The sequence below is a fragment of the Selenomonas sp. KH1T6 genome (assembly GCF_900108415.1).
GTDB classification, from domain to species: Bacteria; Bacillota; Negativicutes; order Selenomonadales; family Selenomonadaceae; genus Selenomonas_B; species Selenomonas_B ruminantium_A.
Genome location: NZ_FNWN01000006.1, coordinates 105,603 through 117,418 on the forward strand (window position 1 = coordinate 105,603; position 11,816 = coordinate 117,418).

Annotated in this window: 11 protein-coding genes; 4 read left to right on the top strand and 7 right to left on the bottom strand. The window is 52.2% G+C overall.

Going from position 1 to position 11,816, the window contains the following annotated elements:
• The first annotated feature begins 83 nt into the window (after positions 1 to 83).
• Positions 84 to 1,190: a glycosyltransferase family 9 protein gene (locus BLW59_RS05945; protein WP_074696956.1), complete on the top strand. Its 1,107-nt coding sequence runs from the start codon at positions 84 to 86 to the stop codon at positions 1,188 to 1,190.
• A gap of 608 nt (positions 1,191 to 1,798) precedes the next feature.
• Here BLW59_RS05945 and BLW59_RS18115 read toward each other — a convergent pair.
• Entirely contained in the window at positions 1,799 to 4,378 is a 2,580-nt protein-coding gene (locus BLW59_RS18115) for a flagellar hook-basal body complex protein (protein ID WP_074696958.1), read from the bottom strand.
• Positions 4,379 to 4,713: 335 nt separating this feature from the next.
• Here BLW59_RS18115 and BLW59_RS05955 point away from each other — a divergent pair, with 335 nt between their 5' ends.
• Positions 4,714 to 5,025 carry a helix-turn-helix domain-containing protein gene (locus BLW59_RS05955; RefSeq protein WP_074696960.1) on the top strand — a complete coding sequence of 104 codons (312 nt, stop codon included), beginning with the start codon at positions 4,714 to 4,716 and terminating at the stop codon, positions 5,023 to 5,025.
• A 92-nt stretch (positions 5,026 to 5,117) separates the two neighbouring features.
• On the opposite strand, the gene BLW59_RS05960 is transcribed toward BLW59_RS05955, so the two are convergent.
• The 6 genes from BLW59_RS05960 to rpsF form a co-directional block, all read right to left on the bottom strand.
• Positions 5,118 to 5,936: a hypothetical protein gene (locus BLW59_RS05960; RefSeq protein ID WP_074696962.1), complete on the bottom strand. Its 819-nt coding sequence runs from the start codon at positions 5,934 to 5,936 to the stop codon at positions 5,118 to 5,120.
• Positions 5,937 to 6,018: 82 nt separating this feature from the next.
• Complete coding sequence (locus BLW59_RS05965) at positions 6,019 to 6,447, bottom strand: PaaI family thioesterase (RefSeq protein ID WP_074697078.1); 429 nt, start codon at positions 6,445 to 6,447, stop codon at positions 6,019 to 6,021.
• Between the two features lie 161 nt (positions 6,448 to 6,608).
• Complete coding sequence (locus BLW59_RS05970; protein ID WP_029541345.1) at positions 6,609 to 7,229, bottom strand: DedA family protein; 621 nt, start codon at positions 7,227 to 7,229, stop codon at positions 6,609 to 6,611.
• A 164-nt stretch (positions 7,230 to 7,393) separates the two neighbouring features.
• Positions 7,394 to 7,624, bottom strand: coding sequence for a 30S ribosomal protein S18 (gene rpsR, locus BLW59_RS05975; RefSeq protein WP_029541346.1), 231 nt, complete (start codon positions 7,622 to 7,624; stop codon positions 7,394 to 7,396).
• 45 nt (positions 7,625 to 7,669) lie between these two features.
• Positions 7,670 to 8,110, bottom strand: coding sequence for a single-stranded DNA-binding protein (locus BLW59_RS05980; RefSeq protein WP_029541348.1), 441 nt, complete (start codon positions 8,108 to 8,110; stop codon positions 7,670 to 7,672).
• Between the two features lie 30 nt (positions 8,111 to 8,140).
• Entirely contained in the window at positions 8,141 to 8,428 is a 288-nt protein-coding gene (rpsF, locus tag BLW59_RS05985) for a 30S ribosomal protein S6 (RefSeq protein WP_029541350.1), read from the bottom strand.
• Between the two features lie 234 nt (positions 8,429 to 8,662).
• Between rpsF and BLW59_RS05990 the strand changes: the two genes are divergently transcribed.
• The gene (locus tag BLW59_RS05990) at positions 8,663 to 10,213 is read left to right on the top strand and encodes a DASS family sodium-coupled anion symporter (RefSeq protein ID WP_074696964.1); all 1,551 of its coding nucleotides are present in this window, start codon (positions 8,663 to 8,665) and stop codon (positions 10,211 to 10,213) included.
• A gap of 265 nt (positions 10,214 to 10,478) precedes the next feature.
• On the top strand, positions 10,479 to 11,816 hold the full coding sequence (locus BLW59_RS05995; RefSeq protein WP_074696966.1) for a serine hydroxymethyltransferase: 1,338 nt from the start codon (positions 10,479 to 10,481) through the stop codon (positions 11,814 to 11,816).

Consider the following 11,816-nt stretch of genomic DNA (forward strand, 5'->3'; position numbering starts at 1 on the left):
ACCAATCACAGCGTTATGTTAAACTTTATCTATCTTAATATTCTAGCATAATCAGAAGTAATCTGGAAAGGTCTGAACACCTTATGAATAAAGCCACGGGGCTGCCTCCCTGCCCCCGCATTCTCATGATACGTCTCTCTGCCATAGGCGATGTGCTCCATGCCACCTCCGTGGCCCGCAACCTGAAACTCTTCCTGCCGGAAGCCCACCTTACCTGGCTCTGCAGCCCTCCGGCAGATGACCTGCTGCGGGGCAGCCCGGATGTGGATGAAGTCATCAGCTGGGACAGGCGGGTATTCGACACGGCCATCTCTGAGCACAGATTCGGCCAGGCCTTCCGCTCCCTGAAAGAAGCCCGCCGCCTCTTCAAGGAGCATGGTCCCTTTGATGCCGTCCTGGACATCCAGGGGCTTTTCCTCACAGGCATCCTCTCCCTGCTCACCGGCTGTGGACGCCGTATCGGCATCCACGAACGCCATGAGGGCAACCCCCTCTTCATGACTGAGATGGCCCCGGACATAGACGACAAGCACAAGATCCGCCGCTACCTCACAGCCCTCATGCCCCTGGGCTGGCAGCAGGAGGATTTCGTGCCAGGCACAGTGCTGACCCTTGATGCCGACTGGAAAAGTTATGCCCATGGCTTCTGGAAAGAGCATGATATAGACCCACAGAAGCCAATCCTCATGGTGAACATCCGCACCACCTGGCCGGACAAGCACCTGCGACCCCGTGTCTTTGGTGAGCTTCTGGAGAAAGCCAATATCCCTGATGATATGCAGCTCATCTTCCCCGGCGCCCCCGGGGACAAGCCGTATATAGAAGAAACTTTGGACTACCTAAAAGAAAACGCCCCTGAGCTTGCCTCCAGAGCCATCTGCATTGCAGGAGAAACCTCACTGAGAGAACTGGCGGCCCTCATCAAGTCCGCCACCCTCTTCCTCACCTGCGACACCGGCCCTCTCTATCTGGCCGAAGCCGTAGGCACCCCCACCTTCTCCCTCTGGGGCCCGACCCTCCCCTCCATCTACGGCCCCCTCTCCTCCGGCCATCACTTCTACATCTCCCCCCATGAATGCAAGGCCTGCTGCAAGACCAAATGCCCCAAGGGCAATGCCTGCATGGAGGCCATCGAGCCGGGGGAGGCGGCGAAGGAACTGGAAAAGGTTTTGAAACATATATGCAACTGAAAAACAAAGAGCAAGCCGGACGATGGTATCGACAAACTCATTGACGAATTTCAGTAAGTTGCTTATGAATATTGTTTTTATAGTTATTGGGTGGTATAATCAAGACACCAAGAGAAATGAAGTCCATCTGGACACAACAAGAAGACCGCCGGGAGTGGTGTCCCAGCGGTCTTTTTTGCGTTCATGGCAGCGGCTTGGTGTTTAGCTTACCATGAATCCCAGAAGTGAATGCTTATTTGCTGCCAAGGTAACGATCCATAGCCTTACAGACGTAGTGCGCGATGATGCTTGCCAAAACGCCTGTAGATACAGCCCAGAGAAATGAGACACCTGAAACACCTCCTTTCCGCTAGAGGCGGTGGGGAGTTTTGGCATCAAATACATTATAAGGCCATTGTTCCAGTTTTGCCGAAGGCAAAACTTCCTCTTGGCCTTTCAACGAGGCGGGAGATATTAACTCGCCGCCTGTTAGTAAGTTACCGCCCCCACTTATAGAAGTGGGGGACATCTTGTACTCGTTATAACTCATAATTATTTTTTGAGGTAGGAAAATATAAGGGAGCAAGCCCAGTAGCGGGCTTGCTCCCTGTTTGCTTATGCGACTAACTTTACCTCTTCATATTGATGACGGTCTCCAGCATCTCATCACCTACGGTGATCATCTTGGAGTTGGACTGGAAGCCGCGCTGGGTGACAATCATGTCTGCGAATTCGTTGGCGATGTCAACATTGGACATTTCCAGTGCAGACGGAGTGATCTTCACGCCCAAGTCGGTAGCAGTCTTTACATTGGGAGTGCCAGAGTTGCTGGAGGACTGATAGAGGGAATCTCCGGTCTTGGTGAGGCCGGAAGCGTTGGTGAACTGAGCCACAGCCACCTGAGCTTCATTCCGCCTTTCACCATTGGTGTAGGTACCGGTGATGACGCCGGAAGAGTCTATAGATATGCTTTCCAGAGTACCGGCGGCATAGCCGTCATGGGTGCCGTTCACAGTATTGCTACCTGAGAACTGAGTGAGGGCGTTCAGATTGATCTGGACATTCTGGGTTTCACCAGCGCCATTGGTCAGGGTAAGGGTCACAGTACTTTCGCCCGAGGTATAGTGGCCATCAGTATCAAAGTGCAGTTCAGTATCCGGCATGGAAATGGTTGTGGTGGAACCATCATCTCCTGTCAGGGTGTTAGTCCCCGACCCATCAATGGCTACAGATACCGTCCAGGTATTGCCAGTGACACTGGAAGTTTCCGTCTTCGTGAAATAGATGGGAACACTGAACGAATTCCCCAAGGTATCATACACGGTAGCCGTAGTAGTTACAGGCAGGCCGGTGCCAAGCACATATTTCCCGGCTGTTTCCTTGACGGTAGAGCCATCGCTCATGGTGAGAGTGACAGGATTATCCTTGGAGGCAGTGTAACCATAAACACCTTCAGCAGAAATGATGTCATAAGTGGTGGTCAGACTGGAAACTGTGCCTGTCACGGTGTAGCTTACGATTTGGCTGGTAATTTCAGTTCCTGACCAGTCGCCGCCATTGACTCCTATTTCAGTACCTGCCGGAACATCAGCCGCAAAACCACCGGTCTCATCAATAGTGATGTTATACGTATTGCCTGAATTTCCTTGAACAGTTATAGTAGAAGTACCTGCAAGTCCACCGCCCGTCACGGTAAAGGGGCCATCGCCTCCAGTCATATCATAAATACTGGTAAGGGTCTCGTTTAAATTACCTGATGTAGCATGGTAAGTGTTGGCACCTATTGTTATAGTAATAGGATTGTCGGTAGTAGCTTTCCAAGTATATGGAGATTGTGTATAAGAATAATTCTGACCTATAGAATACGTACCTGATGGCATGTTGCTGACAGTATCACCATTAGCCAATTTAAATGTCACGCTACCTGAATTAGTTGATGTAACATCAAAGCTTCCACTAGAAACTGCTGGAGAAGTAATCAAATCACCTACGGTGTATTTGGTACCATCCACCCCAGAAAAGCTGTAACCATTCCCCATCTTTACGGTAACAGGAATACTGGTGCTGGCAGTAGCTGTATCGCCTGTAGTAGAGGTGGTATATTTAGCCGTGCCACCCACATGGAAAGTAGTGCCAGTGCCGCCGCCTACATTCTCCACACCAATGGAGGAAATCTCATGACTGACGGAATAAGCCGTTACATACCCCTCTATGAGATCTCCGTTTACGTCATAAGAATCTAGCTGAAGAGTTTGTAAACCAACAGTAAAGTTGCCGGATGTAGCGACATGAGTAGAACCATCGGACATAGTAAGGGTGACGGGATTAGTGGGAGTGGCAGTCACTTGGGAGCCACTAGTGGAGACAGTCGCACCATTAACATACCCCCCCACCGTATAGGTAGATCCTGTTGTACCAGTTCCCACATAACCATCGGAACAAGTCAGGGTAACCACATCATTGGAACCAACGGTTATGCCACTGCCGGCAGTATCAATGGTATAGCCATAACTCCAAGCAGAATTATTAGTGGAGGCAGTAACAACGCTGCCATCTTCCAGAGTCAGATAAACCGGGTTGTACTCCGATCCGCAAGTCACCGTAGCTCCATCCTCAGTGAAACTAGTCTTCAGTTCCTCGCCACCGTTGGCCGAGACAATGGTCGGCATAGCGGAATTCAGATTATTAGCATAAGTGACCGTAGTAGTAGCCGAAGCATCCATGCTTTTCCCTGCAGGGACAGTTATAGTGCCTGGCTCACCGTTTGTAACCAGCGTACCATCCTCCTGAGCCATCCAGCCCTGTACCAGCATGCCACTGCCTGGCATGACATAGTTGCCATTAGCATCAAATTCGAAAGCACCATTGCGGGTATAGTAAGTCTGGTTGCCATTCTTGACCACGAATAAACCGTTGCCAGACAAACTCAGATCCGTATTCTTGCCGGTGTTCTGCACAGTACCATCGGTGAAGAGCAGATCGACAGTAGCTATACCTGAGCCAAGGCCGACTTGCTTGGGGTTGGTGCCGCCGATATTATCTTTTGGCCCCGTAGCACCGCTAAGGTTCTGGTTCAGAGTATCAGCAAAGGTCACGCGGCTGGACTTGAAGCCGGTGGTATTGACATTAGAGATATTGTTGCCGATGACATCCATGCGGGTCTGGTGGTTCTTGAGGCCGGAAACGCCGGAAAACAGCGAGCGCATCATAATATATCGTCTCCTTTTTATAGCAATTAGGCGAGCCGACTGTCCCTGTCGTTTGTGCCTGTCCTTCATGTGTAAATCAACATGACTTTCATCCGTGTTACTTTTTCACTCACTATATCGGAGATTTTTGGTCTAAACTTAAATGTTTTTATGAAAAATTCTTATGCGCTGTCCACCATCGAGAGCCTGTTCCCTTTTTATGCATGCAGAAAACGTCCCACAAGCCTTGCGGTACCCCATTTAATAGGGTATAATGCTTCTAAAGGACGATATCATGCTTGTATCACGAGAATTCATACACGGTAAGAAATTCGATGAACAATGGAGGATTCAAAATGAGCAAGACTTACGATATGATAGCCGATTCGCTAAATGAACTGATATCCGATTACGAGAACCATAACGGAACCAACCTCACCCACGAAATTCTAACCGTAAATATTGCGCCAGCCCGCAAGTTCAGCAGTGAAGATGTACGAAGCATCCGCCTAAAAAACAATCTTACTCAGTCTATCCTTGCAAAGTACCTATGCGTAAGCAAGAAAACTATAGAGGCATGGGAGTCAGGCAGAAATACTCCCAGCGGCCCTTCCTGCCGCTTGTTGGAACTGTTGGACAAGCAAGCAATCGCCATCGTCACAGCATAAGTACCTGGCGACTGTCATCAATATGAGTAGATAGAAGCCAAACCGCATAGCAAAAGAGGGAGCAAGCCCACCATCGGGCCTGCTCCCTTTTTTTATTCTGCCAGTTGCATCAGCGCCAGTTTATCCGCTGCTGCATTGGCCTCTGCTTCTGCCTTCTCTGCTGCAGCTATGGCTGCATCGGCTTTCTCACTCAGATGCTTGGCATGAGCCTGCTTTCTTTCCACATCTCTGGTGGCCCTTTCTATGGCCGCCTTTTTATCGCGATGGATAGCTTCCCGCTCAGACTCGGTGAGTCCCAGCTCCGGGTGTTTCTTCGCCTCAAGCTTCAGCTCATCCTCATGGGTAAGCGTCCCCTTGCTATGGGCGACGACCTCATCCTGATGGTCATCGGCATACTTCAGGATAGCAGCGTAAAACTTGCCCTCCACATCCTTGTCTGAAAGGTTCTCCAGCTTGATGACGCCCCCATCTTTTTCCACGGGCTTCACCGAGTTGATGACACCAAAGCCACTATCCAGGTCATCATGCTGGCTTATGGTAACGGTTTTATTTTTGAGGTCAAAATCCAGATACTCAGCCGCCCCCACCAGGTCACCATAGCCGTTTAGGGAAAGGCCGTTCCAGCGGCGCTTGGAGCGTACATCTTCTATCTGCACAGCATCATAAGTGCGGATAGTGGGCACGATCAGATGATTGAGGTCGATATATCCCTGTGCGTTCACCGCATAGCACATCTGCTCCATATTGAAGTAGTAGTTCTGGCGGGAGGTGGACTGCACCCATTGGAAAGTCTTTTCCGGCAGGCTCACCGCCGCCTCTACCTGAGGTGCAGCAGGCATGGCAAGGAGGGCTGCCAAACAAAGGCCAGCCCCTATCTTCTTCACCATATTGACAGTCTGTATCTGAATCATGTTTTCAGCTCCTATTTTCCCATATATCACAAAATACGAGCGTAATTTTACAATATCATGCTGAAAACATAATGAAGTAATGTTATTCTTCAAGTTGTCCCAAAACGTAGAAAGTTCCATGAGCTTTGGCAAAGAGCTTGCCCTCCCGGCTCAGCATCTCGCACTCGCAGGCCATAGTGCGGCGTCCATCGTGGAGCACTGCCGCCTTGGTGATGATCCGCTCCGTGAGAGGCACCGAGTGCAGGAACTCTATTCCCAGCTGCACGGTGACCACCTTCTTGCCCAGCTCCAGGCAGGCCGCTCCCATAGCGGTATCTGCCAGGGTCATGAGCACCCCGCCGTGAACGATATTGTAGAGATTGGTATGGTATTCCTCCACCACCAGTTCCAGATGGACGCTGCCTCCTTCTTCTGGCACCACCTCCACGTTCATGTGGTCAGCAAAGGTATTCTGATGGAAAAAGCGGATGATCTGGCGCTGGCGTTCGGTTAAATTCTGTTCTTCGATCATGGTATAGCTCCTCATAGAAAAAGCCTTCCCCTTGAGGGGAAGGTGGCAGCCCGAAGGGGTGACGGATGAGGTGGAACCCAGCTCGTTTAGCTAACATAACCTGAAACGCAACACCTCATACGCCCCTGCGGGGCACCTTCCCCTCAAGGGGAAGGCAATTATTATTCGACCTGTGCTTTCGTTCGTGCCTGCGCTTTGCGGTGACGCAAATACAGCACACCAATCACCACTGCGCACACGCCTACAAAGACAAGGCTGGCCTGATGTCCCACAGCCAGCATGACCTCCCAGCTCTTGCCCAGCATCATGCCCGCAAAGAGGATGAGAGCCGTCCAGGGCAGGCTGCCGGCGATGGTGTAGATGATGAAGCGCTTGAAGTCCACATGGGCAAAGCCTGCAGGCAGGGAGATGAAAGTGCGCACCACAGGCAGCATACGGCTGAAGAACACAGCCTTCAGGCCATATTTGTCAAACCAGTTCTGGGCAATATCCACATGGCTCTTCTTCACGAAGAAATACTTGCCATATTTATCCACGAAGCTGCGGCCGCCCTTATGCCCCACAGCATAGGCAAAAACCGAGCCCACGATGCCGCCGATCATGCCGGCGTTCAAAGCACCGATAAAAGTCATATCTCCGGAAAAAATCATAAAACCTGCAAAGCCCAGGATCAGCTCGCTGGGAATGGGAATGCAGGCGTTCTCAGCTGCCATCAGCACTGCCACTGCCACATAGCCCCAGTCAGCAATGAACTGCAGGAATACCCCGGAAAAGCTCTCCATATTTCTCTATCGTCCTTTCTTGCATCAGCTTTTAGGAAACGCTGGATTAATCAGTGTTTCTTTTACTCTAAGAGGCATTATACAGCATTATTTTTGTTTTTTCCATGAAAAAAACAAAAATAAAAAGACGCCCTCCCCGAAAGGGGCTGACGCCTTGATATCGCTTACTCAGCGGTGAAGGGCAGCAGTGCAATGTTGCGTGCACGCTTGATAGCCACGGTCACCTGACGCTGATGCTTTGCGCAGTTGCCGGAAATACGGCGGGGCAGGATCTTGCCGCGCTCAGTCACGAAACGGCGGAGCTTAGCTACATCCTTATAGTCGATATGCTCGACCTTGTCCACGCAGAAAGAGCAAACTTTCCTGCGGGGCCTTCTGCCTCTGTCTCTTCTCATCGATTCTTTCCCTCCTTGCCTTTAGGGACTTATGCGTTCAGTCCCTTAAAATGGGATTTCCTCGTCAGAGATATTGGGGCCGAAATTATCGGCCGGTGCCTGCTGTGCCTGAGGTGCCGGGGCGCCGTAGCCCTGGCCGAACCCACCCTGCGGTGCAGAGCCCTTGGGATCAAGGAACTCAAGCTCGTCCAGCACCACATCAAAGGCGCTGCGCTTGGAACCATCCTGAGCCTCATAGGTACGGGTCTGAAGACGACCCTCCACGCCTACACGGCGGCCCTTGGCAAGGTTGTTGCCAATTATCTCCGCCAGCTTATCCCATGCCATGCAGGGGATGAAGTCAGCGGTGGGCTGGCCGTTCTGCTCCGCTTGTCTGCGGAAGCGGCGGTCTACTGCAAGAGTAAAGGTCGCAAACGCCTTGCCGGACTGAGTATAGCGCAGTTCCGGATCACGCGTCAGGCGGCCAATAAGCACAACTTTGTTCATGGCAAATCCTCCCTGACTGGATTTAAGATATTACTCTTCGTCGGATTTGACGATCATGTGCTTGAGGAGCTCGTCCGTAATCTTCATCACGCGGTCGCACTCAGCCACAACGGCAGGCTCGCACGCAACGTTGAACAGGCAGTAAAAGCCTTCAGCGCAATCCTTGATCTCATAGGCAAGACGCTTCTTGCCCCAGCGATCTTCATTTTCGATCGTACCGCCGTTTTTCTTGATGAGGTTCGAGAACTTCTCGATGACAGCGTTGGTAGCTTCCTCCTCCATCGGCTTAACGATGAATATGATCTCGTACTTTCTCACGAAATCACCTCCCTCTCTGGTCATTGGCCACGGGTCTGTGCCCGGGGCAGAGGTTCAATAAGTTTCCTTACATAAACCTTGCGTTAATTACGACTAGAGAATTATACCATCATTACAAGGGTTGTGCAAGAGTTTTTTCATAGCTAAATAAAATCTTCGCCAAGGCAGGGAAAAGCCGTCTCAGCAAGAACAATAAAATAAGCAACTTTCTCTCACTACATATGAAGGAGGCGTATGAACTTGGACAAGCGACAAAGCGAAGCAGATGCTGTCAAAAAGGCCGAAGATGCCTTTGACCGCAAACGGCGCACCATAGGTCTTTTCGGTGCTCCCATCCTAGCAGTGCTGGTTTTCATGACTCCAATTGCCGGACTTACCTTGGAAGCTCACAAGCTTTTAGCCATCATGGTGTTGGTAGCTCTCTGGTGGATCACGGAGCCCGTGCCAATACCGGTGACCTCCCTTATCGGTCCCACCCTGGCGGTCATTACTGGTGTGGTGCCCGTGGGCACGGCCTTTGCGGCCTTCGCCAACTCCATGATTTTCCTCTTCATGGGCGGCTTTATCCTGGCCAAGGCCATGATGACCCACGGCCTTGATAAGCGCTTTGCCTACTGGCTGTTGTCCCGTGAGTGGGTGGGCTCCAATCCCAAAAGGATTTTCCTGGCGGTAGGCCTGGCGGCAGCCCTGTGCTCCGGCTGGGTCAGCAACACTGCCACCGCCGCCATGATGTTCCCCATCTGCCTTGGACTTTTGACTTCTATAAAAGAAATGTTTGCTGCCAATGGCAGGGAAATCCATCTCCACGAGTACAAGTACGCCACCGGCCTCATGCTGATGACGGCCTACTCCTGCTCCATCGGCGGCGTACTGACCCCCATTGGCACTCCTCCGAACCTTATCATGCTGGGTTTCCTGGATACCATGTGCGACATCCATGTATCCTTCTTCCAGTGGATGACCTGGGGCCTCATTGCCATGGTAGTTTATTTCGCCATTGCCTATGTGGTGCTTTCCCATTTGTTCCCTGCTGATGTCACCCGCATCGAGGGGGCAGATGTCTTTATCAAGACCAAGCGGGACGAACTGGGAAGCTGGACCCGTGCCCAGAAGAACACTCTGCTGGCCTTCATCGTGGCAGTGACGCTCTGGGTGCTGCCTGGCTTCATGTCCATTGCTTTTGGCAGCACGGACCCCATGCTGAAAATGTATAACCTCCTCTTCCCCGAGGCCATCGCAGCCATGGCTGGTGCCCTTCTGCTGTTCCTCCTGCCGGTGAATTTCAAGGAGCGCCAGTTCACCCTGAAATGGTCCGAGGCCATGCAGGGCATCGAGTGGGGCACTCTGATTCTCTTTGGCGGCGGTCTTGCCATGGGCGGCATGATGTACAAGACCGGCCTTTCCCAGTGGGTGGGCGACCTCATTGTCAGCTCCATGGGCGGGTCCCCCTCTGAGGTGGCCATGGTGGCCATTTTCTCAGTCATGGCACTCTTGCTCTCCGAGCTCACCAGCCATACGGCGGCTACCAATATGATTGGGCCCCTTGCCATCACGGCAGCCCTTTCCGCAGGCATCAGCCCCATACCCGTGTCTGTGGGCATTGCACTGTCGGCTTCACTTGGGTTTATGCTGCCGGTGTCCACACCGCCCAATGCCATTGTGTATGCTTCGGGGTATATTCCTATTACGAAGATGATAAAAACTGGCGTCTATATCGACTTCATCGGCATAGCCTGCGTGACTATTCCGCTGGCTATTTACTTTGTTAACTGGATAACAGGGTAAGCTAATCTTAAAGTATACTCAGAAGCATTGAACATTTCATTTAGGAAGGCTACGTTTTTAGCAGACCTTACCTCCACCGCTTGCGGGGGAGGTGGCAGCCCAAAGGGCTGACGGAAGGGGGCCAGGGGGTAAACAAGTAGCTTCTAAAGACATTGTTCGGTGGCTCCTTCCCCCTTCCACCGGCTTCGCCGGTCCCCCTCCCCCGTAAACGGGGGAGGCAAGACTGCTAATACCATTTGCATACCAGAATACAAGGAGATTTTATATGCAGAATCAGACACTTACTGAAAGCCTTTCGGCTTTTGATCCGGAAATATATGGGCTGCTGCAGGAGGAGGTGCAGCGGCAGCGGTTTACCCTTTCCCTTTTGCCTACCTCCAATGCTGTTTCTCCCTTCTGCGCTTATTTGAAGGGCAGCATCTTCGGCAATGGATACCTTGACCATCATGCCGTGAACTCGCGGGTGAAATTGGAAGACATCGCCGCCCACCGGGCTGAAAAACTCTTTGGGGCAGACCATGCCATCGTGCGGCTGTCGGATATCACTTCCGCTTCCCGGGTGGTCTTCCATGCCTTGCTGCAGGCGGGGGGCACGGTGCTTTCCTTCAACCGGCGCAAATCTGAGCATTGCAGCGGTGACTGGATGAATTTTGAGTTCCTGAATTTCAGCATTGACCCGGACACAGAGCTCATAGACCTGGCGAGGGTGGAGAAGATTGCCCAGGCCCGGAAGCCCAGACTGATCATCTACTCCCCTGTCAATTATCCCCGGCAGATGGATTTCGAGAAGCTGCAGGATATCGCAAAAGGCGTGAGAGCCTATCTCTGGGTGGACATCGGCCAGAACGGCGGCGCAGTAGCCGCCGGCTGCGCTCCCTCCCCCATACCTTATGCCGATGTGGTGACCTTCCCCACCAACGATGCCCTCCACGGCCCCCAGAGCGCCGTCATCCTCACCACCAGGGAGCTGGCAAACAGGATGGACAAGGCTGTGCTGGAAACAGGCCATGCCATGGTGAAGAAAAACGTCCTGGCAGCCCTTGCCACCACCTTCCTGGAAGCAGGCGCTGCCCCCTACAAAGCCTGCTGCGAACAGGTGCTGAAAAACGCCCGTGCCCTGCAGAAAGGCCTGCGTGATGCCGGCCTCAAAACCCTCTGTGGCGACACCGAAAGCCACTTGGTACTGGCCCGTCTGCCCGAAGGCAAAGCCCCGGAAAAAATGGCTGAGAAACTGGAAGAAGCAGGCCTCTTGGTGAAAGGCGAAAAGATGCTCACCTCCGACGAAGGCCTCACCTTCCCCATCCTGCGCCTCTCCGCCCTGGACCCCACCACCCGTGCCCTGAAAGAACCCTCCATGCAGACCGTAGGCCGCCTGCTGGGAGATTTCCTCCTATCCTCTCAGGACAAAGCCGCCATAGACAAAGCCAGAGCACAGATTCGGGCCATCCTCATAGACAAGCCCCTCTTCTCCGACGAATGGCTGTCCAAAAATATCAATCTGACCGAAGGATATGGGCAGAAAGACCTCAACATCACCCAGGAAGTAGAGGCAGAAAAAGAACAGTCCCAGGCAGAGAGGATGCTGTGCTTCTGGGATAATTGA